Origin of the sequence: Gordonibacter sp. RACS_AR49 (assembly GCF_030418435.1) — a bacterium.
Lineage (GTDB): Bacteria > Actinomycetota > Coriobacteriia > Coriobacteriales > Eggerthellaceae > Gordonibacter > Gordonibacter urolithinfaciens.
In genome coordinates, this window is sequence record NZ_JAIUDM010000001.1 from 453,725 (window position 1) to 479,583 (window position 25,859).

Annotated in this window: 23 protein-coding genes and 1 tRNA gene; 5 read left to right on the forward strand and 19 right to left on the reverse strand. The window is 68.0% G+C overall.

All coding sequences use genetic code 11. The features are described 5' to 3' along the window. Positions 1–196 precede the first annotated feature (196 nt). The 9 genes from LB310_RS01935 to LB310_RS01975 form a co-directional block, all read right to left on the reverse strand. Positions 197–281 (reverse strand) — tRNA-Leu (locus LB310_RS01935). A 109-nt stretch (positions 282–390) separates the two neighbouring features. Further along, entirely contained in the window at positions 391–1,392 is a 1,002-nt protein-coding gene (locus LB310_RS01940) for a Ppx/GppA family phosphatase (protein ID WP_301154250.1), read from the reverse strand. A 75-nt stretch (positions 1,393–1,467) separates the two neighbouring features. Then, complete coding sequence (locus LB310_RS01945; RefSeq protein ID WP_278807021.1) at positions 1,468–2,451, reverse strand: septum formation initiator family protein; 984 nt, start codon at positions 2,449–2,451, stop codon at positions 1,468–1,470. Between the two features lie 311 nt (positions 2,452–2,762). Continuing rightward, positions 2,763–3,143 carry a metal-dependent transcriptional regulator gene (locus LB310_RS01950; RefSeq protein WP_041239223.1) on the reverse strand — a complete coding sequence of 127 codons (381 nt, stop codon included), beginning with the start codon at positions 3,141–3,143 and terminating at the stop codon, positions 2,763–2,765. A gap of 501 nt (positions 3,144–3,644) precedes the next feature. Next, positions 3,645–3,884 (reverse strand): hypothetical protein, encoded by a 240-nt coding sequence (locus tag LB310_RS01955; protein WP_087190010.1) that lies wholly within the window; start codon positions 3,882–3,884, stop codon positions 3,645–3,647. A gap of 144 nt (positions 3,885–4,028) precedes the next feature. Beyond that, the gene (locus LB310_RS01960) at positions 4,029–6,380 is read right to left on the reverse strand and encodes a ferrous iron transporter B (RefSeq protein ID WP_278807023.1); all 2,352 of its coding nucleotides are present in this window, start codon (positions 6,378–6,380) and stop codon (positions 4,029–4,031) included. A 359-nt stretch (positions 6,381–6,739) separates the two neighbouring features. Continuing rightward, positions 6,740–6,982 (reverse strand): FeoA family protein, encoded by a 243-nt coding sequence (locus LB310_RS01965; RefSeq protein ID WP_087190012.1) that lies wholly within the window; start codon positions 6,980–6,982, stop codon positions 6,740–6,742. Positions 6,983–7,324: 342 nt separating this feature from the next. Further along, positions 7,325–7,666, reverse strand: coding sequence for a FeoA family protein (locus tag LB310_RS01970; RefSeq protein WP_278807024.1), 342 nt, complete (start codon positions 7,664–7,666; stop codon positions 7,325–7,327). Between the two features lie 147 nt (positions 7,667–7,813). After that, positions 7,814–9,955, reverse strand: coding sequence for an HAD-IC family P-type ATPase (locus tag LB310_RS01975; RefSeq protein ID WP_301154251.1), 2,142 nt, complete (start codon positions 9,953–9,955; stop codon positions 7,814–7,816). Between the two features lie 392 nt (positions 9,956–10,347). Here LB310_RS01975 and thrC point away from each other — a divergent pair, with 392 nt between their 5' ends. Both thrC and LB310_RS01985 read left to right on the forward strand, forming a co-directional pair. Then, on the forward strand, positions 10,348–11,916 hold the full coding sequence (gene thrC, locus LB310_RS01980) for a threonine synthase (protein WP_301154252.1): 1,569 nt from the start codon (positions 10,348–10,350) through the stop codon (positions 11,914–11,916). 50 nt (positions 11,917–11,966) lie between these two features. After that, the gene (locus LB310_RS01985) at positions 11,967–12,311 is read left to right on the forward strand and encodes a winged helix-turn-helix domain-containing protein (protein WP_087190015.1); all 345 of its coding nucleotides are present in this window, start codon (positions 11,967–11,969) and stop codon (positions 12,309–12,311) included. Positions 12,312–12,435: 124 nt separating this feature from the next. Here LB310_RS01985 and nrdD read toward each other — a convergent pair whose 3' ends face one another. The 3 genes from nrdD to LB310_RS02000 all read right to left on the reverse strand — a co-directional run bounded on the left by nrdD (position 12,436) and on the right by LB310_RS02000 (position 14,975). Continuing rightward, positions 12,436–12,786 carry an anaerobic ribonucleoside-triphosphate reductase gene (gene nrdD / locus LB310_RS01990; RefSeq protein WP_301154254.1) on the reverse strand — a complete coding sequence of 117 codons (351 nt, stop codon included), beginning with the start codon at positions 12,784–12,786 and terminating at the stop codon, positions 12,436–12,438. A gap of 288 nt (positions 12,787–13,074) precedes the next feature. Continuing rightward, complete coding sequence (locus LB310_RS01995) at positions 13,075–13,815, reverse strand: response regulator transcription factor (RefSeq protein ID WP_087190017.1); 741 nt, start codon at positions 13,813–13,815, stop codon at positions 13,075–13,077. Further along, positions 13,812–14,975, reverse strand: a complete 1,164-nt coding sequence (locus tag LB310_RS02000; protein ID WP_301154256.1) for a sensor histidine kinase — start codon at positions 14,973–14,975, stop codon at positions 13,812–13,814. The genes LB310_RS01995 and LB310_RS02000 overlap by 4 nt, the downstream gene beginning before the upstream one ends. A 124-nt stretch (positions 14,976–15,099) precedes the next feature. On the opposite strand from LB310_RS02000, the gene LB310_RS02005 reads away from it, so the two are divergent. From LB310_RS02005 to LB310_RS02015, 3 genes are read left to right on the forward strand one after another with little or no spacing between them, the layout of a single operon-like run. Beyond that, entirely contained in the window at positions 15,100–16,038 is a 939-nt protein-coding gene (locus LB310_RS02005; protein ID WP_301154258.1) for an ABC transporter ATP-binding protein, read from the forward strand. Between the two features lie 10 nt (positions 16,039–16,048). Next, positions 16,049–17,230, forward strand: a complete 1,182-nt coding sequence (locus tag LB310_RS02010) for an ABC transporter permease (RefSeq protein WP_301154260.1) — start codon at positions 16,049–16,051, stop codon at positions 17,228–17,230. Beyond that, the gene (locus LB310_RS02015; RefSeq protein ID WP_301154262.1) at positions 17,217–18,446 is read left to right on the forward strand and encodes an ABC transporter permease; all 1,230 of its coding nucleotides are present in this window, start codon (positions 17,217–17,219) and stop codon (positions 18,444–18,446) included. Before LB310_RS02010 ends, LB310_RS02015 begins: the two co-directional genes overlap by 14 nt. 65 nt (positions 18,447–18,511) lie before the next feature. Here the strand turns inward: LB310_RS02015 and LB310_RS02020 are convergent, their stop codons facing one another. The 7 genes from LB310_RS02020 to cpaB form a co-directional block, all read right to left on the reverse strand. Next, positions 18,512–18,976 carry a type II toxin-antitoxin system HicB family antitoxin gene (locus LB310_RS02020; protein ID WP_301154263.1) on the reverse strand — a complete coding sequence of 155 codons (465 nt, stop codon included), beginning with the start codon at positions 18,974–18,976 and terminating at the stop codon, positions 18,512–18,514. A gap of 22 nt (positions 18,977–18,998) precedes the next feature. Next, entirely contained in the window at positions 18,999–19,184 is a 186-nt protein-coding gene (locus LB310_RS02025) for a type II toxin-antitoxin system HicA family toxin (protein ID WP_096227735.1), read from the reverse strand. 58 nt (positions 19,185–19,242) lie between these two features. Further along, positions 19,243–21,405, reverse strand: coding sequence for an RICIN domain-containing protein (locus LB310_RS02030; RefSeq protein WP_301154265.1), 2,163 nt, complete (start codon positions 21,403–21,405; stop codon positions 19,243–19,245). A 14-nt stretch (positions 21,406–21,419) separates the two neighbouring features. Beyond that, a complete protein-coding gene (locus LB310_RS02035) occupies positions 21,420–22,529 on the reverse strand; it encodes a type II secretion system F family protein (protein ID WP_301154268.1) in 1,110 nt (369 codons plus the stop codon). A 35-nt stretch (positions 22,530–22,564) separates the two neighbouring features. Beyond that, a complete protein-coding gene (locus LB310_RS02040) occupies positions 22,565–23,500 on the reverse strand; it encodes a type II secretion system F family protein (protein WP_301154269.1) in 936 nt (311 codons plus the stop codon). 118 nt (positions 23,501–23,618) lie between these two features. Continuing rightward, on the reverse strand, positions 23,619–24,938 hold the full coding sequence (locus tag LB310_RS02045) for a CpaF family protein (protein ID WP_301154271.1): 1,320 nt from the start codon (positions 24,936–24,938) through the stop codon (positions 23,619–23,621). Further along, the gene (gene cpaB, locus LB310_RS02050; protein ID WP_301154272.1) at positions 24,931–25,857 is read right to left on the reverse strand and encodes a Flp pilus assembly protein CpaB; all 927 of its coding nucleotides are present in this window, start codon (positions 25,855–25,857) and stop codon (positions 24,931–24,933) included. Before cpaB ends, LB310_RS02045 begins: the two co-directional genes overlap by 8 nt. Positions 25,858–25,859: the final 2 nt, after the last annotated feature.

Below are 25,859 nucleotides of genomic sequence, written 5' to 3' on the forward strand. Positions count from 1 at the left end.
CCAAAACGCGCTCATCGCGCTCGCCGCGATAGCTTGAGCAATCGTACCACAAGGTTTTCGCGCACTATGAACAGGCGAGGCGACCGGCAGCATCATCTACGTGAAAACTGCATGGCTGGGGTGGAGTATGCGAAACCGGTGCATGGAGCCTTGCGGGCCGCGAAAAGCACCTAAGCGGCGAGGGCGGCCGGGAGAATGGTAGGGACGGTGGGACTCGAACCCACAAGACCGAGGCCGGCGGATTTTAAGTCCGCTGCGTATGCCAATTCCGCCACGTCCCCACGTAGCTCCGCCTTCGCGTGCGCCTCTTCCCCGAACAGGCGGTGCGTACGGTATATGGTAGCAAACTTTCGGCGCGGGCGGGACGGGGCAATGCGGCCGCAACGCATGCTACACGGCTGCGCGCGCGGCTTCCAGCACGATGCCGTGCAGGATGTCGGACTCGCTCACCGTGAACGACGGCATGCCGGCCAGGTCCAGCACCACCTGCAAGATCACAAGGCCCGCCACGATCACGGGGGCGCGGCCGGGATCGAGGCCTGCCGTGCGGCGGCGCTCGTCCAGACCCACGCTAGCCAGCTGGGCGTACACCTCGTCCAGCACGGCGCGCTCCACCACGGACCGATGAACGCGCGACGAGTCGTACTCCGCCATGCGCTCGTGCACCGCCACCACGCTCGTGGCCGTGCCGGCCACCGCCACCACCCGCTCGGGCGCGAACCCGCCGGCGCCCAGGTCGTCGAAGTAGGAGCGCATCTCCTCGGCGATCCACGCGCGGGCACGGCCGAGCTCCTCGTCGGAAGGCGGATCGGCCTCCAGGAACTTCTCGGTCACGCGGCGACACCCGATGTCGAACGAATGCGCCTGAACGGGCACCTCGCCCGCCCGCCCGGCTACGAGCTCAGTCGAGCCGCCGCCCACGTCCACCACGAGGATGCGCTCGCCCGCGAAGTCGCACGACGCGCCCGCGAACGACAGCGCCGCCTCGCGCTCGCCCGGCACGACGGTCAGCGTGATGCCCGCCTCGGCCAGCAGGGCCACGAACTCGTCGGCGTTGCGGGCATCGCGCGAGGCCGACGTGGCCACGGCCGTCACGGTGATGCCGCCGCCGTCCTCCGGCTCGCACGCGTCGAGGATGGCCTGGTAGCGGGCAACCACGTCGGCCACGCGCTGCATGGCCTCGGGCCTCAACACGCCGGAGGCGTCCACGCCCTCGCCCAGGTTCGTGATGGCGTACTCGCGCCGCAGCTCGTGCAGCGCTCCCGCCTCGTCGATGTCGGCCACGAGCATGCGGCACGTCACCGTACCGATGTCGATGGCAGCATAGCGGCCGGGACGCAGCGTGCCGGGGGCCGTGCAGGTAGGCGCGTGATCCGTCAGATGGGTTGCCATAGGGTCGCTTCCTCCTTGGATGCTTCGGTCGCACGGGCCGCCCCGTGCGCGGGCCGGACGCGCGCGAATACGGGGCTATTTCACGCCGAACAGGGCGTCGAGCACCGGCGAGTACCACGTCTCGGGCGCCTCCACGCTGCCGGCCACGATGTTCGCCGTGAAGTTCGAGCCCTCGTCGTTGCCGGCGTCGGCGGCAAGGCCGTGCACGTTGGCGGTCTGCTCGCCCTCCGGCACCCAGCCGAACTGCTCGTGCGCGCGGTCCTCGATGCCGGCGTCCGTCTGCAGCGTGCCCACCTCGGACTCGAGCGAGGCATTGCGCTGCTCGATGGCCGCGTACTCCGCCTGGAGCCGGTCGTGCTCGCGTACCGAATGGTACAGCTGCTGCGTCGGAGTGTACAAAAACCAGCACGTGAGCAGAAGGCACGCGACAAAACCGAGGCCGGCGATGGCCTTCGGCGACTGTTTTCCCGAGGAGAGCAGTGCGAGCGGGTTGAGCGATGCGAGCGAGAACGTGCGCGCCTTGCCGGCTGCGTCGTTCTGCATGCGCGCGGCGCGCTTGTGGTTGGAGCCCATCTCGCCCTTGTACACGGCCGCGCGCGATCCCGCGGCCGGCGCATCGGTTGCGCGGCTGCCGCCGAACTGCTTGTCGAACTTCTTGTCGGCACGGTCCTTCTGGCGCCTGCGGCGGAACTCCTGCAGGCGCGAGCGCTTATCGGGGGCTTCGTCCTCCGCCTCGCCGCGATCGGCGGAACGCTCGTCGGGCTCGTCGAGGTCGACGAAGGATTGCCTGGCATGGGCGCCCCGGCAACGGCGCGGCGCGGTGCCGGCAGGTTCGATGCGGGAACCGCGGTCGGCGTACGCGGTAACGGCGGCCCGCGCCGAGGAGGCGGGGAAATCATCGACGATAGAACGCGGCCGGGCAGGATTTGCGAGGGAAGCCGTGCGCGGTGCGGTGCCGGAGATGCGCGCGGCATCCGAGAGGGGCCGCGAGGCCGCGTAACGGGCAGAGGCGCCCGCGCGCCCGGCCGGGCGCACCGATGCGGAAACGCCCTGCTCCACGCTGCCGGCAGGGCGCCTCCGCGAGGGCCGCAAAGGCGCAGCGACAGACGAGCGCCTTGCGCCCGAATCGCGTTTCACCTCGTCAAACGAAAGTATATTCGCCTGGTTGCCCAATGGAGTGCGCTCCTCTTAGCATCGTGGTTCGTTGATGGTGGGTGTAATGCCAGAAGCTTGCTCAAGGATACCACAGAAGCAGGGGCCCCGCCACCGGACGCAGGCGCACAGCCGGCCCGTTGAGAAACCGTTGAATCGCGGCCCGAAGCGCGGGTGAAACCGTAAAAAACGCCGCTCGAGGGCGGCGTTCTCAAGGACTAGAGATCGAGCTTCTTAATATAAGAACTCCATTTTTCGAACGACTCGTCGCTGATGGCATGCTCCATGAGGCACGCCTCGCGCTCGGCTTGCTCCTCGGGAATGCCGAGGGCCTTCGTGAGGAACGAGAACAGCATGTGATGGCGGTCGAGCACCGACGTTCCATAGGCGTAGCCCTCTTCGGTAAGCGTGATGTCGCCGTAGTACGGCTGGTCGGCCAGGCCCTTCTCCTTCAGGGACGTCACGGCCTTGTTGACCGACGCTTTGGACACGCCGAGCTTCGTCGCGATGTCGACCGAACGGACCGACGCCTCCGTCGTACCGCCCAACATGACGATGGCCTCGAGATAATCTTCGTGCGACATGGACATTTTTTCCACAGGAACCCTCCTTCGCGCCTCGCCCATGGTACCACACCCCTCGCCCCCTCCGAAAGGGCGGCATCAGCCCCCCCCGTAGTCCCCGAGCGTTGCACGCCGGGAGGCAGAAAGCGTCGCGGCCGGTCGCACTCGAAACGGTGGGCCGCGAAGTTTGACAGCCTGCCACAGGAAAACGCAGATCCGAGAGAACGCCGAAGGCGAAGATGAGAAGAGGCTGAAAGGGAGGAGTGCCGACGGGGGAAGAGGGGGGGATCCCCCGTCGGCGATGCTGTGCGGCGAATGACCAGACGAGAGGAGCCTTCGCCGCCGTGTCAGCAAGAAGAGGAGGCAGAGAGCTCGAGCCTTCCCCTTTGGCGCCTGCCTTGCGCCGGGAAAGTTTCGCTGTCGCTTTCTGACATTTGTTAGTCTATGCTAACTTACGCGTATGGTCAAGGCAAAGTTTTCCTTGGTTTACAATTCCTCCATATATTGGATTTCCCTGCGCCCGCGCCTGCCGAGCGCCTACCGAGCGCTTCCCTGCTTGGCGGCGCGCTCAATGTCGGCGACCAGGGCATCTGCGACTCCGCACCCGGTGCACCCAGCGCAGCCTCCTGCCGCGCAGCCGCCCTTCGCCGGGCCTCCTCCGTGGTCGTGGCAGTCGCAGGTGCCGCGGCGCACCAGGCGTCGCACGGCTAGCACGGCCAGCACCGCGATAACAAGGCCGATGATGACGGTTGCCGGACTTATCTCCAATGGCAGCACGAGCCGCCTCCTTTCCACGGCGCCGCTTTCCGGCGCATTGCTTTTCGCACAGATGATTCGCGAGAAATATCCTCACGCGCTCGCGTCCGAACGCACCGAACGGCGGGCGCAGGATGCGCCCGCCGTTCGGTTCCTGCGGGAGCCTTACGCAACACCCTGCTCGGCCTCGGCCTGCGGCGCGCCGCCCTTGTCCTTGTACTCGGGCAGAGGGCGGAACAGCTGGAACAGCATGCCCACCAGCACCACGACGGCCACGGCAGTCCACACGCTGAACTCGCCACCGCCCAGCAGCATGCCGAACTGGTAGATCATCAGGCCCACGGCCCACGCGAACACCGTCATGTAGCCGATGGCGAACCAGGTCCACTTCGCGCTCGCCATCTGGCGACGGATGGTGCCGATAGCGGCGAAGCACGGGGCGCACAGCAGGTTGAAGGCGCAGAAGGCCATGATCGCCGGCACGCTGCCCCCCATGAGGGCGCCGAACGCCATCCACATGGACGGATCGGCCTCGCCGGCGTCTCCCAGGCTGGTGAGGATGCCCACCGTGGCCACGACGTTCTCCTTGGCCACGAGGCCCGTGATGGACGTGACGGCGGACTCCCAGTTGCCGAAGCCGAGCGGCGCAAACACCCACGCCAGCGCGTTGCCCAAGCCGGCCATGAGGCTGTACTGGATGTAGCCTTCCATTTCTGTATCGAGCAGGCCAAACGAGCCCTCGTAGAAGCCGAAGTTCATGAGGAACCAGATGACGATGGTCGACAGGAAAATAATCGTGCCGGCCTTCACGATGAAGCTCTTCACACGCTCCCACGTGGCCATAAGCACGTTCTTCACGGCGGGGATGTGATACTGCGGCAGCTCCATGATGAACGGCGTGGCCTCGCCGGCGAACATCTTCGTCTTGCGCAGCATGATGCCGGACACGATGATAGCGATGACGCCTAAGAAGTAGAACACGGGCGCGATCCACCAGGTGGTGCCCGCGTCACCGCCAGCGATGGCGCCGAACACGAGTGCGATGATGGGCAACTTTGCGCCGCAGGGGATCATGGTCGTCGTCATGATGGTCATGCGACGGTCTTTCTCGTTCTCGATGGTTTTCGTGGCCATGACGGCGGGGACGCCGCAGCCCGACGCGATGAGCATGGGGATGAAGCTCTTGCCCGACAGGCCGAACTTGCGGAAGATACGGTCCATGATGAACGCGACGCGCGCCAGGTAACCGCAGGCCTCTAGGATGGACAGCAGCAAGAACAGCACGATCATCTGGGGAACGAAGCCGAGTACCGCGCCCACACCGGCGATGATGCCATCCACAATGAGGCTGATGAGCCACGGTGCCGTGCCGATGGACTCCAGCGCCTCAGTAGCCACAGGCGTGAGGCCTTGGATGTACACGCCGAACTCTGCGGGATCGGGCTCCTCTTCGGCTAAGAGTGCCAGCTCGCTCTCGCTTGCGCCGGCTTCTTCGGCGGCTGCCACGTTCTCTTCCCAAACGCCGACCGCTTCGTCGTACTGCTCGGTGCCGGTGTAGAGCCAGCCGTCGCCGAAGACGCCGTCGTTGGCCCAGTCGGTGAACAGCGTGCCCACGGTGGACACGGAGATGTAGTACACCAGCGTCATGATGACGATGAAGATGGGGATGCCGAGCCAGCGGTTCGTGACCACGCGGTCGATCTTCTGCGTGGTGGTGGCGCCTTTGAGCGACTTCTTCACCGTCTCCGACACCACGTCGCCGATGGCGTCGTAGCGCTCGCCGGTGACGATGCTCTCGGCGTCGTCGTCTTGGCTGTTCTCGAGCGCCTCGCGGATGCTTGCAACGGCCGAGAGGTCACCGGCAGGCAGGCCCAGCTTGTCGATGGTTTTCTGCTCGCCCTCCAGCAGCTTGATGGCGTACCAGCGCGCCACGTTCGGGGTCACGCGCGTGCCCAGCACGTCGATGACACGGCCCAGCGCTTCTTCCACCTCGGAGGTGAAGCGCAGGTCAGACGCGGCCGGCGTGCCCTTCTTCGCCGCGTCGATGGCGGTTTTCAGCAGGTCCTCCATGCCGCGACCCTTGAGCGCCGAGGTCTCCACTACGGGGCAGCCCAGCTTCTTGGAGAGCTTGGCCACGTCGATTTTGTCGCCGTTCTTCTCCACCAGGTCCATCATGTTCAGCGCCACCACTACCGGCAGACCCAGATCGAGGATCTGCGTCGTCAGGTAGAGGTTGCGCTCCAAGTTCGTGGCGTCCACGAGGTTGATGACCGCGTCGGGGCGGCCGTCGAGCAGGTAGTCGCGCGTCACGACCTCCTCGGGCGAGTACGGCGAAAGCGAGTAGACGCCCGGCAGGTCCGTGATGGTCACGTCCTTGTCGCGCGTGTAGGTGCCTTCCTTCTTCTCCACGGTCACGCCCGGCCAGTTGCCCACATACTGCGAGGCTCCGGTCAGGTCGTTGAACATCGTCGTCTTGCCGCAGTTCGGGTTGCCGGCAAGCGCTATGCGAATTCCCATGTTCTGCCTTTCCCACTTGTCCCCGCCCGTTACCTTGCAGCATCAGGCGGGCTTTCTTGTTCCATTCGCGAGGGACGGTGCTTTCCCGACACCGTCCTACACACGTTTAACGCCGCAAAGGGATTGCTGATTCCCTCATCGTGAAGTTAACTGTAACTAACTCTGTCTCAAAAAACAGGGCTCCGGTTGTTCGCGCGTCGCGCGAAACGAAGCCGCTGGTCCATCGAGGTCAGCGAGAGTTTTCGTGGTGCTCCAGATTGGCGTGACGGGTTGGGCGAGAGCGTGCTTTTGCACGTGAGCTCAAGCCAGCGCGGCAAGATGGAGTGCCACGAAAAGCCGCAGCGTCGTTTCGCCGGCCGTCAGGCCAACGAAACCAAAATGTTCTCCGCCTCGCTCTTGCGCAGCGAAAGCTCGTAGCCGCGCACCGTGACCTCGATGGGATCGCCCAGCGGAGCCACCTTGCGCACGAACACGTCCGTGCCCTTCGTAATGCCCATGTCCATGATATGGCGCTTGATGGCTCCCTCGCCCGTCAGACGGCGCACCGTGACCGACTCGCCGATGGCGACGTCGCGCAGCGTCTTACCCTGCCCTTCTGTCATGTGCCGATCCTTTCTTCCTTGCCAGGTGCCTACGGCACCCGATTCCTGCCAACTCTTCTGCCAACTCAAGGGAATGCGAAACCTGCAGATCTGGGCACTCGTACCGAATGCGCGACCTGGCCATGCGGGCCGGACCTGCAACCTTGTGCCTGTAACCATGCAGAGCTTTGGGACGTCCGGAAAAGCGCACCGTCGACCATTCGGCTCTCGGTTCCCCGGATTTTCGCTTCCGAATGTTTCACGTGAAACATTTGTACGAAAAACGAGCAGCAGGCGAAGGCCGACGGTCCGCACGCCAGCAAACTGCAAGCAGCGTGCAAGCGCCCAGCCGCACCGCAGCGCCTAAGCGGCGGCGTTCGTGATGATACGGGACGCGATCTGCTTGTTGAGCGCAACCTGCGTGCCCTTGACTTCCACGATAAGGTCGCCCGCGGCCTCGGCCGTCACCGTGACGCGCGCTCCTTCCACGAACCCGAGGTTCTCCAGGTGGTGGTGCAGGTCGCCCCTGCCGCGCACCTTCGCTATCGTGGCCGTCTCGCCGCTCCCGAGGAACGAAAGCGGCATCTGGCGGCACGAGGCGCTGGGAACCGCGCCCGCATCGGCGCATGCGATACCCGTACCGGCCCGCGCGCGGGCTTGCACGCCCGCCTGCCCGCTCATGCCCGCTACCGTTGCATTGCCCATCTGAGCTCCCATCAGTTAGCTTCGTATAACAATAAGTATTCTATAGCAAACTTTCAAGAAATGGAAGCCTTGGTTAACTTTTCTTTTTTTGTCCGCATCCGCTCAACGGCCCGTAGGCGATTTTCGGGAGGCGTACACCACCGGGCCCTACCCCTCGTCGCCGGCCTTGAGCGTCATCGCGTTCACGGCCACGATGACGGTGGACAGGCTCATGAGCACGGCGCCCACGGCGGGGCTCAGCAGGATGCCCGCGGGCGCCAGCACGCCGGCTGCGAGCGGGATGGCCACGATGTTGTAGCCGGCGCCCCACCAGAGGTTCTGCTTGATCTTGCGCGTGGTGTTCGTGCCCAGGTCGAGCAGCCGCACGATGTCCTCCGGGTCGCTCTTCACGAGCACGACGTCGGCGGAGTCGATGGCAACATCGGTGCCGGCGCCGATGGCCGCGCCCACGTCGGCCTTCGCGAGGGCGGGCGCGTCGTTGATGCCGTCGCCCACCATCATAACGGTATCCCCCGCCGTGCGGCGCTCCTGCACGAGGCGCACCTTGTCCTGGGGCACGAGCCCAGCGTGGAACTCGTCGATCCCGAGGTCGCGGGCCACGGCGCGCGCGGCCTCCTCGTTGTCGCCCGTGAGCATGACGGGCGCGATGCCGCGCTCCCTGAGCTGCCGCACCGCCTCGCGCGCCGTGGGCTTCACCTCGTCGCCCTGGGCCACCAAGCCGGCCACAACGCCGTCGATCACGAGGAAGCTCACTGTGAGGCCGCGGCCTGCGAGCTGCTGGAACAGGTCGCGGTCGTAGACGATGCGCCGCTCGTCGAGGTGGCGCGCATTCGCAACGAGCGCCCTCCGCCCGTCCTCGAGCGTGCCCTCCACGCCCACGCCGGCCACGGCGTGCTCGTCGCGCACGGGCACGGGGCGCACGCCCCGGTCGCGCGCGGCGGCCACGATGCTCGCCGCCAGCGGATGCGATGAGGACTGCTCGAGGCCGGCGAGGATCGCGAGCACGCGGTCATCGGCACGGTCGTCGGCGGATGCGCCGCCGTTTTTCCCGGCATTGCCGGCGACCGTGCCGGCGGCCCCTCCGGCATCATCGCCCTTGCCGTCGCCGGAGCCCGGCTTTCCCACCGCGCGCACCTCCGCCACGCGGAAGTCGCCCTCGGTGAGCGTGCCGGTCTTGTCCATCATCACCACGTTCACGCGCGGCGCCACCTCGAGCGCCCGCCGGCGTCGCACGAGCAGGCCGTGCCGCGCGCCGATGGACGTGGAGCGCGCGGCCACGAGCGGTATGGCCAGGCCGAGCGCATGCGGGCACGCGATGACGAACACCGTGACCATGCGCGTGAGCGCGTCGCCCACGCTGCCCGTGACGGCAAGCCACGCGGCGAAGGCCACGACGCCCACGCCCACGGCGGCGTAGAACAGCCAGCGCGCCACCTTGTCCGACAGCACCTCGGCACGCGACTTCTCCTGTTGCGCCTGCGACACCAGCTTCATGACCTGGGCAAGGTAGCCCGACTCGCCCGTGCCGGTCACGCGCACGTACAGCGTGCCGTCGCCGTTCTGCGATCCGCCGAACACGGAGTCGCCTGCTCCCTTGGCCACGTCGCGCGCCTCGCCGGTGACGAGCGCCTCGTTCACCTGCGACTCGCCGCGCACGACCTCGCCGTCGGCGGGCACCTTCTCGCCCGCCTCCACCATGACGGTCTGCCCCACCTGCACCTCGGACAGCGGCGCATCGGCGAAGGAACCGTCCGGCTGCTCCACGTGGGCCTGCGCCGGCAGGAGCTCGGCCATCTCCTTGAGCGCGTCGCCCGCGCCCATCACGGCCCGCATCTCCACCCAGTGGCCCAGGAGCATGATGACGATGAGTGTGGCCAGCTCCCAGAAGAAGTCCATGTGCATGCCCGCCGTATGCAGGACGGAGCGCTGGACGAAGGCGTAGATGCTGTAGGCGTAGGCCGTGGTGATGCCGAGCGCCACGAGCGTCATCATGGCGGGCTGGCGGCGCCTGAGCTCGTCCGCCGCCCCGCGCAGAAACGGCATGCCGCCGTAGACGAACAGCACCGTGGCGAGCGCCGCCACGACCCAGTCCGAGCCGGGGAACGCGAGCGTGATGGGGAGCGCCATCCCCATGGGCGACGATAGCAGCAGGATGGGCACCGTGAGCACGAGGCTCGCGAAGAACCGCCGCTTGAGGTTCGCCCCGTGCATCGCCATGCCGCCTCCGGAGGCGTCCTTTCCGGAAGAGCCGTCCCGCCCGTCCTCGCGTTCGTCGTCATGCCCGCCCATCCGCCTCGCCTCGCCTTCATCGGGTGCCCTGCCTGCGCTATCGAGCACCAGGGTAGGACGCGACAGCGGCATCGCGCGGTTGCGGAGGCGAACCGTTGCACAGCGGAAACAAGGCGGTCGGGCGGGCGAAAGAGGCTCAGCCCACCATGCCCAAGGCGAGCGGCTCTATGCGCTCAAGATCATCGCGATGGAGGTCGAGCTACTCCCACAAATCGGTGTTGCGCTGCAAGTTCAACCAATACTCGGGCGATGCGCCGAACAGGTTCTCGTCAAATCGAGTTTTCAGGAAGAAAAACAGGGTCTCGCGACGCGCCGGTTGTTTTCGGAACATAGTATACTTAGGATGGATAATCGAAACGTGCGAATTCGACCAGAAAGCGCAGGACAAGGCTTTGAACCTCTACATCGACACGCGGGGCGCTGGACCCCGGCCCGTCACGTTCACGGAAGCCGTCGTCGACGGGTTGGCGGCGGGGGGCGGGCTGTACGTGCCCGAGCGCGTCCCGGAGCTCTCCCTGGAGGACATCGCGGCGCTGGCGCAGCTGCCCTACGCCCCGCGCGCGGCGCGTATCTACCGGGCGTTCGACGTCGACCTGCCCGCCGAGACCATCGAAGAGCTCATGGCCCAGGCCTACGGCGACAACTTCGACGACGAGCGCATCTGCCCCATCACGTCGCTCACGGCCGACACCCACGTGCTGGAACTGTGGCACGGCCCCACGAGCGCGTTCAAGGACATGGCGCTGCAGTGCCTGCCGCGGTTCTTCTCCGCAAGCGCCGCCCAGCTGCGCGAGCAGGGAAAGCTCGACCACGACTTCCTCATCCTCGTGGCCACGTCGGGCGACACGGGCAAGGCCGCGCTCGAGGGCTTCCGCGACGTGGACGGCGTGTCCATCGCCGTGATGTACCCCGACGGCGGCGTGAGCGACATCCAGTTCAAGCAGATGGCCACGCAGCGCGGGCGCAACGTGCAGGTGTGGGGCGTGCGCGGCAACTTCGACGACTGCCAGACCGGCGCAAAGAGCGTGTTCGGCGACAAGGCGTTCGCCGCGCGGCTGCTGGAAGAGCACGGCGTTGCGCTGTCGAGCGCGAACTCCATCAACTGGGGGCGCCTCATGCCCCAGATCGTGTACTACGTGTCGGCCTACGCGCAACTGGTGGCCGACGGCAAGCTGGGACTGGGCGACGAGCTGGACGTGTGCGTGCCCACGGGCAACTTCGGCAACATCCTGGCCGCCTACTACGCCAAGCGCATGGGCGTGCCGCTGGGCATGCTGTACTGCGCCAGCAACGAGAACCGCGTGCTCACCGACTTCATCAACACGGGCACCTACGACATCTCCGAGCGCGAATTCGTGCTGACGCCCTCCCCTTCGATGGACATCCTCGTGTCGTCGAACCTGGAGCGCCAGCTGTTCGAGCTGACGGGGCGCGACGCCGAGGCCATCGCCGGCTGGATGTCCGACCTGCGCGAGCAGCGCCGCTTCCGTGTGGACGAGGAGACGTTCGCCCGCGTGCGGGAGCTGTTCGCCTCCGACTCCATCGACAACGCCACGTGCCTGGATACCATCAAGCGCGTGCTCGACGAGCACGATTACCTGCTGGACCCGCACACGGCCGTCGCCTATCAGACCGCCGAGAACCTCCGGGGCGAAAATCCCGTGCTCATCGCCAGCACGGCGCACTGGGCCAAGTTCGGCGACAACGTGTACCGCGCGCTGCACGGCCTGGAGCCGGGCGCGCCGCTGCCCGACGACGTTGCCGCGCTCTCCGGCTGCGCGCTGAACCAGCTCATCGCGCGCGAGACGGGGCACGACGACATCCCCCGCGGCCTGGCCGAGCTCGATGCGCTGCCCATCCGCTTCGGCGAGGTGATAGAGGGAGGCACGGACAGCATCGAGGCGGCCGCCGCGCGCTTCCTGGAGAAGCTGGACGCGACGACGCCCGCACGCAACGACTGACGGTCCCCGCAGCGACGGCGGACATGACCAGAAAAGGATGAGGATAGACTATGAGCGAACTTGCGAACCTGAAGCCGACGATCAGGCTGTCCATCATGAACCCCGAATCCGAGAGCGGCTCGCTGTTCGGGCGCGGCATCGCGAACCTGTGCCTGGGCGTGCGCGAGACGGGCTCGCTCAACGCGTCCGCCAAGGGCATGGGCATGGCCTACAGCAAGGCGTGGCGCATCGTGAAGGACACCGAGGCGGCGCTGGGCATCCAGCTGCTCGACCGCGACGGCGCGCACGGATCCACCCTGACCGAAGCCGGCGACAAGCTGCTCGACGCCTACGTGGCCATAGACAAGAAGCTGCAGGAAGATGCCGAGAAGGAGTTCGCCCGCATCCTCGGCTAGCAATCAAGCCGCCCTCGCCTGCGCCGCGCGCGAGGCCGCAGAAAAAACGACGAGCCCCGAGAGCGCGCCTGTCCGGAGGGAGCCGGGCGGCCGCTTCTCGGGGCTCGCGCGCACTGCAGGAACGCTAGCAGCCGTTCGAGCAGGTGAGGGCGCGGTCCTCGCGAGCGAGGCCGTGCTTGACGCGGTCTGATTCCTCGGCGGTCTTCGCATCGTTCCAGCGGTCCATCGTACCCACCAGGTAGCCCGTGATGCGGCGGATGCGGTCGAACGGCACGGCCTCGAACCCATACGTGATACCCACGTCCTCGCCGTCGACGTCCAGATCCAGGGACTGCAGCACCTGGCCGGGATGCTGGGCGTGCGCACGGTCGATGTACGCCTCGATCTCGCGCTGCGTAACCGTTTGGTCGCTCTCGTTGGCGTAGGCGATGGCGACGTCGATGCCGGAAACCTTCAGTTCGATCTTCTGGGGCATGGTGGCTCCTTTAATTGGTATAGTTTTAGTATCATTTACGGAAGCCATCATAGCACAGCGACGCGAGGCGTGCGGGAGGTTTCCGGCAACGGCCGGGCAACGACGGGCGCGCCAGAGGGGCTGCGGACGTGACAGGGGGGGGGACGGGGACGTGACAAGGGAACAGGGAGGTGCGGACGATTTCTTGGGGCGTGACAGGGGGACGGGGATAATGTCACATTCCAATACGTCCGCCAAAGCCTTGTCGCATCGCAGAATGTGACATTATCCCCGTCCCGCGGAGCCCGGCTACCGTGCGCGGTAGTATGCGATGGCCAGCTGGGTGCGGTTCTTCAGCTGGAGCTTCTGCAGGATGGCGCTGATGTGGTTGCGCACGGTGCCCTCGCTGATGTAGAGGGCGGCGGCTATCTCCTTGTTGTCCAGGCCCTCGGCCACCTGCTCCACGATGGCGTGCTCGCGCTCGGACAAAAGCTCGAGCGCGGCGGCGGCATGCGCCTGCTCGGCGCTCTGCGCCGGCGGCACCGCGGCAACGCCAGCAGGTGCCAGCCGTGCCGTGCCGGACGGCCCCCTGCCCTGCACGAGGGCTTCCACGCGGCCGAGCACCTCGCCGCCCAGCACGCTCTGGCCGGACGTCACCGTGCGCAGCGCCGGGGCGATGGTGGCCACCTCCTGCTTGATGAGGTAGCCCCTCGCGCCCAGGCGCAGCGCCCGCACGATATACTCGTCGTCTGAGAACGTGGTCAGGAACACGATGCGCGCCTCCGGATGCGCGGCCAGGATGCGCTCGGCCGCCGCAAGGCCGTCCGTACCCGGCATCTGGATGTCCATGAGCAGCACGTCGGGCCGCTCGCGCTCGAACAGCGCCACAGCTGCCTCGCCGTCGCAGCCCTCGCCCGCCACGGCCACGTCGGGCTCGGCGGCCAGGATGGTGGCGAGCGACGTGGTGACGAACGGGTCGTCGTCCACGATGCACACGCGGATACGCCCCTCCTGTGCCGCGGACGGGCCCGCGGCCTTCTCCTCGCTCATGGGATATCCTCCTTCGGTACGGTGACGAACACCTTGAAGCCCTGGTCGTAGTCGATGCGGAGCATGCCGCCCAGCGCACGGGCGCGGTCGGACATGGTGGCCAGCCCGATGCCGCGAGCGGCCCCGGAGGCGGGCGCCGAGTCGGCCCCCTGCCGGTCGAGCACGGAGGCGGGCGGCGGCACGGAGCCGTTGTCGTGCACGGCCAGCCGGTAGAACGCCGGGTAGGCGGCCACCGACACGGACACGCGGCTGGCGTCGGAGTGCTTGGAGGCGTTCGAAAGCGCCTCGCGGACAATGGCTATGAAGCCGTAGCCCACGTCGGACGGCACGTCGGACGCGCGGTAGTCGATGTCCACGGCGAGCGTCGTGAAGGCCTCGGCCGCCTCCCTCAGCTGGGTCTCCAGGTCGAACGCGTCGTCGTGCAGGTCGTGCACGCTGGCGCGGACCGTGCTCATGGCCTCGTGCAGCGTGGCCCCCACCTGCGCCAGCTCCGAGCGCACCCGCTCGTCGTCGCGGTGCACCACCTGCAGCGCCTCCACCTGCATGATGGAGCGCGTGATCAGATGCCCCACGTTGTCGTGGATCTCGCGTGCGATGCGGCCGCGCTCGGCCAGCGTGGCCAGCCTTACTTCGAGGTCCTGCTTGTCGCGCAGCCCGCGGTTCTTCTCCTCCAGCGCAAGGGAGGTTTCCTGCACGTCATCGCGCAGGCGGCGGTACGCGGCAAGCTCGGTTTGGAAGCGGCGCGTGCGGTACGAGAGCAGAAGGGCCATGGCGCAGGCCAGCGCCATGAGGAGTGCGAGCGCGGCTTCGAGGCGCACGAACGCCGAGAGCGCGGGGAGCAGCCAGCACCAGCGGATTGCCAGATGATCATCGCGCGCAAGATCGTACACCGCGAGCGCCAGAAACGCGGCGAACGACGGCCACGCGAATGCTGCGAGCGCGTAGACAAGCGCCGGGAGGAAGGCGAACCGCTCCGGCAGCGCCTCTCCGAGCGCAGAGGCAGCCACGGCCGCGAGCAGCGCGAGCAGCAGCACGACCTCCCACGGCATCACGGCGAAGCACGCGAGGCAGCAAACGAGCACGATGGCCTTGTCGACGATTCTCTCCATGGGGGCCATGGTAGCAGGTCGCATGCGGCCGCACACGCCGCATGCGCGCATGCGCGGGGAATCCGTGACATTTGTCATGGGGCGGTCGGCGCGATCGATGACGGCGCTCACTGGCGGCGCGGGCGGGAAGCGGCCATCATGGAACCATCATCGAGGAGAAGGCAGGGAGATTCCCATGGAAGACATCATCGCGGTCGACAACCTGGTGAAGCGCTACGGCGACGTGGTGGCGCTCGACCACTTCGGCCTGCACATCGCGCCGGGCGAGGTGTTCGGCCTGTTGGGCCCCAACGGCTCGGGCAAGACCACGGCCATCAACTGCATGCTGCAGCTGCTCACCTACGACAAGGGCGCCATCCGCCTGTTCGGCGAGGACATGAAGCCGTCGCGCTACGACCTGAAGCGCCGCATCGGCGTGGTGCCGCAGAACGTGGCGGTGTTCGAGGAGCTCACCGTGCGCGGCAACATCGACTACTTCTGCGCGCTCTACGTCGACGACAAGCGCCGCCGCCGGGAGCTCGTGGAGGAGGCCATCGCGTTCGTGGGGCTGGAGGACTTCGAGAAGTTCCGGCCGCGCAAGCTCTCGGGCGGCCTGCTGCGCCGACTGAACATCGCGTGCGGCATCGCGCACAAGCCCGAGCTCATCTTCTTCGACGAGCCCACCGTGGCCGTTGACCCGCAGAGCCGAAACGCCATCCTCGAGGGCATCCTGCGCCTGAACGCCCAGGGCTCCACCATCGTGTACACGAGCCATTACATGGAGGAGGTGGAGGACATCTGCACGCGCATCATGATCATGGATGCGGGGCGGGCGCTGGCCACCGGCACGAACGACGAGCTGAAGGCCATGATCGGCACGGGCGAGCGCATCCGCGTGGAGGTGGACGCGTGCGACGATGCCGTGCTGGCGGCCGTGCGCGCGCTGCCGTGCGTGCTGGGGGCGTCCTTCGACGGGACCATGCTGGAGGCCGACTGCGGCAACGGCGCGCACAACGTGGCCGACGTGCTGGGAGCGCTCGCCGCACGCGGCGTGGCCACGGGGCGCATCTACGCCGAGCCGCCCACGTTGAACGACGTGTTCCTCGAGATCACCGGCAAAGCGCTCAGGGACTAGGGGGCCGACCATGTGGAACGCATTCAGAGGGGCGCTGGCGGTGCTCACGCGGAAGACGGAGCTCGCGGTGTGGGCGCTCGCCTTCCCCATCATCCTGTGCACCCTGTTCATGTTCATGTTCGCGAACCTCGACAGCTCAATGTCGTTCGAGGCCGTGCCCACGGCGGTGGTGGCCGACGACGCCTACCGCGCCGACGAGGAATTCTCCGCCCTGGTGGACGAGCTGTCCCAGCCCGGCGAAGACCAGCTGCTCGACGTGCGCGAGTTCGCCACCGCCGAAGAGGCGCGAGGGTCGCTGGAGACGGGCGACGTGATGGGCGTGCTGTCCGTGGATGGCGAGGGCGCGCCGCATCTGGCGGTGTCTCCCGTCTCCGACGGCGTGGGCACGAAGCAGATCGGCCGCACCATCCTGAACACGGTGGCCGACACCTACGTGCGCAACGCCGACCTGCTCAAGGGCATCGCGCATGACAACCCGATGGCGCTGGCCGACCCCGACCTGGTGGAGCGCGCGCTCTCGCAGGGCGACGCCACCGTGCAGGTGTCGCTCACGCGCAGCGAGCCCTCGCAATCGGTGCGGTTCTACTACGCGCTTCTGGGCATGGCCTGCCTGTTCTGCGCGCAGATAGGGATGGTGGCCGTGTGCGAGGCGCAGCCGAACCTCTCGCCTTTGGGCGCGCGCCGGGCCGTGGGCGCCGTGAGCCGCGGGAAGACGCTCGCGGCCGCGCTGGCGGCCAGCTGGGTGCTGGCGACAGCGTGCCTTCTGGCGGCGCTGGCCTACATGCGCTTCACGGCGGACATCGACTTCGCGGGCCGGGAGGTTGCCTGCATCGGGGCCATCGCGGTGTGCGCGCTGTTCTCCACCGCGTTCGGCACGCTTTTGGGGTCGCTTCCCAAGGTGGGGTTCGGCGTGAAGACGGGCCTGCTCACCGGCACGACTTGCCTGCTGTCGCTGTTCGCGGGGCTCTACGGCGAGCCGGTGATGAACATGGCCGACCAGCTGGCGCGCGACTATCCGCTGCTCGCCTCGCTCAACCCCGCCAAGGTGGTCACCGACACGTTCTACAGCCTGTACTACTACGACTCGCTCGTGCCCTTCGCCGAGAAAGTCGGCCTGTTGCTTGCGATGACCGCCGTCGTGTTCGCCGTGTCCGCCCTGTTCGTGAGGAGGCAGCGCTATGCAAGTCTTTAAAACCGCCCTGCGCGTGGTGCTGACGCACCCGGTGTACGTGGTCGTGTACGTGGGTTTCTTGAGCCTTCTCGGCCTGTTCGTGGCCATGGGCGTCGCCCCCGACACGGAAGAAGGAAGCTATGAGGCGGCGAGGGAGCCGTTCGCCGTGGTGGATCGGGACGGCAGCGCGCTCTCCGAGCACTTGGCCGCGTTTCTGGGCGAGCACGGCGAGCGGATTGAAGTCGCCGACGACGCGTTCGCGATGCAGGACGCCGTGGCCAAGGGGCAGGCGAAGTGCGTGCTCGTGGTGCCCGAGGGGTACGAGCGCGCGTTCTTGGATGCGGCGCGCTCGGGCGAGGACGTGCCCGCCGTCGAGGTGGCGTACAGCTACGGGACGATGGCCGGCACGCTGCTCGACCAGCAGGCGAACCAGTATTTGGGGCTCGTGCGGGCCGAGGCCGCGCTCGAGCCGGACGCCTCCGCGGCCGACGTGCTGGCGCGCGCCGACGATGCCGCCGCCCAGACGGCGGACGTCGAGACGGTGCGGACGCAGGGCGGCGCCATACCGGCCGACCGCTTCGCCTTCTACCTCATGTGGTGCTCCTACACGCTCATGGCCGCCATCATCGTGTGCGTGAGCCTGCTCATGGGCGCGTTCAACCGCACCGACGTGCTGCGGCGCACGCAGGTGGGGCCTGTGGGCAGTGTGCGGCTGGGCCTGTGGAAGGCGGCCGCCAGCCTGCTGGTGACCATGGCGGTGTGCGCAGTGACCTGCGGCATCGGGCTGGCGGCGTTCGGGTACACGCTGGAGGGCGTGCCCGCAGGGGCCGTTGCGCTCATGCTGGCGGCGGCGTTCGCGCTGGCGCTCGTGCCGCTGGCGGTGGGCTTTCTTCTGGGGCAGCTGGGCGTGGGCGAGGCCACCACGAACGCGGTGGGCAACATCGGCGGCATGGTGATGGCGTTCATGGGCGGGGCGTGGATCAGCCTCGACCTGCTGGGCGCCGAGATTCAGACGGCGGCGAAGTTCTTCCCCACGTACTGGTACACCCAGGCCGTCACCGAGAGCGCGCACCTCGCCGAGGTCACCTGGGAATCCGCCGCGCCGATTTTGGGCAACCTCGGCATCATCGTGCTGTTCGCGGCCGCCATCTTCGCCGTGGCGCTTGCCGCGGGGCGCGTGCGCATGCGCTCGGCGGAGGCTGGCGGCAACGCGGCCGCCAGCTTGACGGGGGCGTAGGGGGCGCGGCGGCCGGAGCCTTGCCGCAGTCAGGCGCTCCCGCGATGCACGCCGACGACCAGCCGCTACACCGCCTCCGTACCCTTCGCAGGGGCGGAGGCGGCCTTCTTCCTGGGGCGGCCCGGCTTCGGGGGGTTGGCCTGGCGCTCGCGGATGCTCCACAGGTAGACGTAGTTGTCGCGGCCGATCTTCTTGGAGGCAAGCTGGCCCGAGCACACCATCTGCCGCACGCGAGCGTCGCTCACGCCGAGCAGGCCCGCCGCCATCTTCGTGGTGAGCAAGCCGCGCTCGGTGTCCACATCCACCGAGATGGCCACGAGCAGTCCCTCGTGCTCCTCGGGGTACGTCGGCTTGGGAAGCGGCTTGTCCAGCTGGAGGTAGTCGTCGATCATGAGCCAAAGGGCGTCGGCGCCCATCTCAATAGCCTCGGCGATGTCCTCGCCCTCTGTCACTTGATCGAAATCGTTCAGGTACGTGCAGTAGCCTCCTAGCTCGTCCTCGATGACGAGCACTGGATAGGTGTAGCGCATGTCGACTCCTTCTGTTCCCTGTTTATTTCCAGCCGGCTTTTTTCCTAATGCTCTCCCATGTTCTCGCCCTCAACTCCCTCCGATGATAGGGAACGATTATCATCACGCCATTCCGTCTCAATTTTCGGTGCGAGCCCTTCCCGCCTTCTTGCTCACGCCAACCTTCTCGCAAGAGACGGCGATACACTTCGGATGCTTTCGGCGGCATCTAATCGCTCCTTTCACTATAACGCACGAGTAAGTATTACTCAAGAGCAAGGTTTATATCACGAGAGCGCGATGCCGTCGTAGGCAGGTGTGCGCCACAGGAGGTAGGCCGTCGTGTTGCAGGTGAGGCGGGCGCTGCGGAGCGGGAGGTCGGCCGCATCGGGGGCGGCGTATGCGCCCGGGGCACACGATGCCTCGCGGACGCGGCCCATGTCCTCGTACCAGGCGCTCGCCCCGCGGGCGAAGGACACGCGGTCGCCGTAGTGAAGAGATGCCGGGGACGGCAGCAAGGCCGACGGGTTGGGCAGCGGATGCTCGCATGCCTCATCGAGAAAGTACGCGCGTGGCGAGGCCAGCAGGCAGGAGCGGTCAGACTGGGCGTACGTCAGCTCCACGCGATTGCGCGTGAACAGGTCGAGGTCGCTTTCGACCAGAGCGCCATCAACGAAGGCCTCGGTGCAGGACGTATCACGGTACCAGCCGTCCACGCCGGCGCAACCGGGTTTCTCGGCAGCTTGCCAGGCGGCCTGCGGGGGCACATAGGCGCTCCCGCGGTCGGGCTCTTCCACGAAGCACGGTTCCGGGTCGCCGTCCGCGAAGAAGCGCACGCGCACGCGGCGGGAGCGGACGTGCACCGACGCAGTTTCGACCTCGCCCTGATACGGCACGTTACCGTAGCGCGCGTACGCCCTCACCACGCAGGTGAGGTACGCACCTTCGTCGCCCTCCGCCACTTCGTACGCCGGCTCCTGGCTCGGCTCCCTCACGGTCTCCGCACGCTCCCCCGGCGACGCGCCGCGGTACCAGGCGTAGCGGTAGAACATGCCCGCTGTTCCCGGGTAGTTACGCGGCAGGCACGCGCGATCAGGATCGGAAGGTGCGAGCACCGCACCTGGCTCGGCCTCGCCGGCCTTGCGCGCCTCGCCAGCATCGTCGGTCTCGCTTGCGCCCTCGACCTTGCCGGTCTCGCCAGCACCCTCGCCCTCGCCGGAGCTATCGATGCCGGAAAGCACCAGCGCACCCGGATCCCGCTCGCGGAACAGCGGCTCTTCCAAAGCCCAGTGCTGGTTGGGGTTGCTCCAATCGCCGTAGCAGTTCCATTGGGCGACGTTCGTGCCGTTGCCCTGCCCACCACCCGCCAGGTCAAGGGCGCACCCGGAGCATTCGGGCACGATCATATGGTAGCCCGTGCCCAGGTCGTGCAGCCAAAACGACTGGTTCCATCCTCCCGTGCCGCTCCAGAGATGCACGTTGTCGCCGTCGTTCCAGTCGTTGCTGGACACATCGGCAAAAAGCGGCGCCTCGCCCGTGTGCACGGGCACAAGGCATGTGCGGCCCTGGGCGCTCGTGAGCACGAGCCAGTGCTGGTTCGTGTAGTCCGACGCACTCCATGCCAGCATGTTGGTACCGTTGACAGTGCCGCCGCCGCTGGCATCGAGGCGCAGGTGGGGAGCGGCTTCGGGGCGCAAGGTGACGATTTTGCCCTGCCACGAACGATCGTCGACAAGCGGATGGTGAGGAATCAGCTGCGATGCCTCGGCCGTGGTGTTTATGCCGTTGGCGCTGTCGGGGGAGTCGCACCAGGCGCGCACCCCGGCCCACGACCACCAGTCCCAGACCTCCCGCCTTACGCGCAGGCGGTGCGTGGCATAGGGGCCTTGGAACCACGCGCTATCGTAGGTGGTATCGTAGAAGCCGCTCGTGGAGGACAGCCAGACCCCCGCCTCGTTGCGCACGAACGAGTCGACGTGAGTGTCGGGGTAGTCGGTAAACCACGTGGGCGACCAAGCGCCGCCGTTGGCGTAGTAGGACGTCACCGCTATCTCCACGAACAGCTCGGTCATGCGCCCGATGGTGGCATTGCTGCTCACCGCGAGCCACACCTTGCCGTTGCTGGAGTAGCCCCAGCCCCCGTCGTAGCCGAAGTGCGACCCGGGGTACGCCGTGCCGCCGGCATTCCCCCAGCTGCCTCCGCCCACGCCACCCCAGGCCAGGCGCGGCGCCAGCAGCAGCGTCAACGCCGCAGTGCCGCCCAGCCCCAAAAACGCGCGCCGCGAGATGCCGCGCCTCCGCTGCCTCCCACCCGGCGCCCCGCCGGGATGCGCGGCGCCGGCGCCCGACGGTGCGGCACCAGCGTCGGCATCCGGACGCGCGGTGTCCGTTGCTGCGTCCCGCGGCCCGCCACCGCCAAAAGCCGCGCCGCTTCCCCGTTGCTCACCCATGGCAATCACCCTTCTCATTGCAGCGTATCGTTCAGGAACTTCAGCAGGTCGACCACCGTCGGCACGACGACGAGCGCGATGGTGGGCGGTAGGAAGCAGAACGACAGCACCACGTCCAGCTTCGTCGGCATCTTGCGGATGCGCTCGAGAGCCGCCGCCTGCGCCGTCTCGCGAGCAATGGCCGCCTGCGACGACAGCCCCTCGGCAATGGACGAGCCCTGGCTCACCGCCTGGGCGAGCTGCGCGACGAACGCCGAGACGTCCCTGCTCGCGCACCGCGCGGCAAGATGGTCGAGCGCCTGCTCGCGGGAGTGCCCCAGCAGGTTCACCTCGCGGTCGACGGCCTCGAACTCGCCCGAAAGCGGCGGCCGGAGGTTCTGCGCCACCTCGCGGAAGCTCTGCTCGACCGGCGAGCCGGCCGCTATCGCGATGCCCAGCAGCTCCATGGCGTCGGGAAGCTGCGCCTCGATCGCCTGGCGCCGGCAGGCGGCTGCCTGCGCGATAGCAAGGCGCGGTGCCGTCCATCCGACAACGGCGGCGGTGCCCACGACGGCGAGCGCCGCGATCGGAACCGCGCCTGCGGCCACCGCCCCGACGCCCGCCAACGCGCCGCATCCTGTCGCGGCCACGATGCGCAGCACGCGCCACGTCTCGGGCTCTATGCTCCACCCAGCCCGGGCTATCTCGGCACGGTACGCGTCGCCGTCGGCACGCGTCATGGGCAGCAAGCGCTCGACGCGCTTCGTGGCCGCCCCGAGGAAACGCCCCCGGGCGCCGCACGCGGCTGCGAGCGCGCGCCATGCGCCAGCGAGTCCATGGATGCGGACGCCCGAAAGCGAGCGCGATGCCTCCGCTTGCCGCCGTGCCGAACCTGACCTCGCAGCCACCCGCCGTTGCGCCGTGCCCGACCGCTCGTCCGCCCCTAAGCGTGCGTTCCCCGTCCCCTCCCGTGCGCCCGGGTCTCCGCGCGCCGTTCGAGGCCGGTCGCCCACCGGTACCTCGCCCATCTTCACGCGCCCGGTGCGCTGTGGGGCAAACCTCCTTACCAGCACCTCGTAGACAGCGCATGCGGCACCGCCTCCCAGAACCAGCAGCACGATGGCCGCGATCCACGATCCTTCCATTGCCCCGCCCCCTTTCCATCTGCCGTGCAGGCCGCTTACCTTCGATCGAGCGACGTGACGGCATGCGCCAGCGCCAGGCCGACCGCTTCCATAACCGACGCCGCGCCGAGCACGGCCCAGCCGAGCGGCTCGGTCGTGTAGAAACGCGCGAAATCGGCGTTCATCGCGTACATGATGAGGAAGATGGCGGGCATGGCTCCGGCGACGAACCACTTCGCCAGGCGCGTCCCCGCCACCTCCACCTTGAGCTCGCGCGCCGCTTTCAGACGGGCGTTCACGCGCGACGAGACCAGGGCGAGGGCGGCAGCGACGCTGCCGCCGCTGCCCTGGCGCATCCGCGCCGCCGAGGCGAGGGTCCTCACGTCCTCGCTCTGAGTGCGGCGCGCCATGCCTTCGAGCGCCTCGTGCAGGGGCATGCCGTAGGTTGCATCGGCCAGCACGCGCGCGATCTCGCCATGAAGGGGATCGTCCATATGCACGAGGGCGACGCGCAGCGCACGCTCCAGCGTGAGCGAACTGCGCAGGCTGGCCGCTATCTGCGGAAGCGCATGGGCAAGCTGGACGTCCAGCAGCTCGCTGCGCTTGCGACAACGCTGGCGCAAGCACAGGTAGGCCAGGGCAGGCACGGCACCTGCCGCCACCGCCCCGAATGCGGCGACCCCGCTCACCGCACCCGCGCACGCGCCCACCAGCACAGCCGTTCCGGCCGTGGCGGCAACCCCCTGCCGCGCTGTCAGCCCGATGCCTGCGGCGCAGAGCAACCTGCCAAGCGGCGTGTCGCGCTCCGGACCGGAAGGCGCGCGCCGGATCGGAAGCTCGGCTTGCGCCGAACGTCCGGGCAGTCCGCCCGAAGCCGCCGAGGCGGCCCAAGCCCGCTGCGCAAGCCGCTCCTCCCTCACGCAGCCGAGCGTTCTCGCCGCCAGTACGGCGCATAGCGCCATAATGGCGGTCGATGCAACTAAGTAGACCATCGCCTTCCTCCTCTTTCGACCTTGGGCGCAACCGCCCCGGCACCAACTGCTCTCAGCGACCGGGCAGATCGGCGCCTTCGCTTAAACCACCCGCGGGTCTTCAGCAAGCAGAAGCCCCCTATTCCGCGAAAAACCACGCAGGGTCGTACCAGACGCCCGCCGCCCTCATCCGCTCCTTGATGTGCTGGGGCTGGATGCCGCATGCCCGCCAGGTGCCCACCACCCAGCCATCGTCATCCACTCCGGCCACGTCGTAGGCGAACAGCTCGGCGCGCGGGATGACCGCGCCGCCCTCGGGCAGCGGGTCGACGGCCACGATGCTCGTGATCCGGCGGTTCCCGTCCTGCAGCCGCTCGACGTGCACGATGAGCCCGCCCGAGAGCGACTCGGCTATCTGCTGCATGATCACCTCGCGGTTCAGGTCGCCGTCGGCGTAGCCCACCATGGTGCGCAGGCGGCTGATGGCGTTGCCGGGGTCGTTCGCATGCACCGTGGTCATGGAGCCGGGGTGGTCGGTCTGCATGGCCTGCAGCATGTCGTAGGCCTCTGCGCCCCGGCACTCGCCCACGATGATGCGGTCGGGGCGGCGCCTGAGCGCGATGGCCACCAGCTCGCGCATGCTCACCGCGCCCTCGCCTTCCACGTTCGCCTCGCGCGTCTGCATTCGCTCCGTGTGAGGCGTACGCAGGCGCAGCTCGGGTGTGTCCTCCAACGTGATGACGCGCTCGCCTGCGGGAATGAACTCCGATAGCGCATTCAGGAGCGTGGTCTTGCCCGAGCCGGTGCCTCCCGAGACGACGATGGGGCAGCGTGCCGCCACGGCCGAGCGGAGGAAGTCGGACATGGCGGGCGTGAGCGCGCCGGCACGCTCAAGGTCACCCATGCCCATCAGGTCCTCCTTGAACATGCGCAGGTTGAGCGCCGGTCCGTCAGGGGCGAGCGGCGGCACGACGAACGTGGCGCGCGCCCGGCCGCCGGGCAGCATGGCGCATCCCATGGCGTGCGCCTCGTCGCAGCGGATGCCGGCCTGCTCGGCTATCTTGTCGATGATCCTCCGCACATGCCCGGCATCGTCGAAGGCGATGTCCGGCCGATACTCCAACAAACCTGCCCGCTCCACGTACACGATGGGAGGCAGGAACGGCAGCGATGGATCTGACAGGTCCACGCCGCCCCCGTTCACCATTACCTCCGTGATGGACCTGTCATCGAGCAGCGGTTGGAGCGGTCCGTAGTACAGAAAGTCATCGACGAGCGCCTGGGCGAGCGCCTGCGCCTCGCCAGGTTCCAGCTGCGCACCGTAGTCGAGCCTCAACTCGCCAACCGCCTCGACCACCAGCTGCTCCACCTGGGACGGGCTCGGGGTCAGGCCGCCGAGCCTTGCCGCCACCTCGTCGCGCACGGAGGCCTTGAGCGCGCGCTCGAGCGCCTTATCCATCGACGGCCTCCTCCGCTGCATGAGCCGTCCCCGCCTCCGGCGCTTCGCCGTCCCCCGCCCCGAAACCACCTGCAGGCCCGTCCCCCGTCTCGCCGGCCGCCGTAGGCTCCACGAGCGCCGGCATGAGCACGAGGCTCACCTTTCCCGCCCATTGCGCAGCGCGCACGGCATCTGCCTGCTCGGGCGTCACCTCCAACGTCACGGACGCGTAGGCGCCATCCCCGCCCACGCGGTCGCCGTCGAGCGAGACGATGCGCACGTCATCGCAGATGGTGGACAGGAAGGCCTTCCCCGAAGCCGCGCCTTCTAGGGCGACCACCCTCACGCGGTCCGACGGACGCAGCTGGCCCGCCAGGCCCGACTCGGCATCTACCGCCACCGTCACGGCTTGCCGACCTGCGGCGAGCGCCGCCGACAGGCGAGCGCCGTCCGCACGTCCGGACACCGCCGCCGGCGTGACCTGGGTGCCAGCGGGCAGGTCGGCCAGCGCGCGCTGGCCGACGGGCGAAGCGGAGCCCTCGAGGGCGTCGGCACCGAGCGCGGTCTGCACGCGTAGGCTGCGCGGCACCGAGCGCACCTCGAGCGACGAGGCCGCAAGCACGTCCCCCGCCCGTATGTCGGCGGCGGCCACCAGCGTGGGCTGCGCATCCGCGCTCGCAGCCTCCACCATCGCTTGCGCAGACAGCGCCGCCCACGTGCCGTAAGCCGCCGCAACCAGCGCGACCGCCACCGAGGCTGCCGCTACGGCGGCCAAGCTCTTGACCCGCCGGGGATCCTGTGGACTGTGCGGCGCCTGCGGCCGCTCGGGCCGAGTACGCGATCCGCCGACCGAGGCCGGCTGCCCTTCTGGCACCGCGGAGGCACCCGCACGGCTGGCATAGCCGGACGGTGCCCCCGCCTGCTCCCTTGCCCGTTGCATGA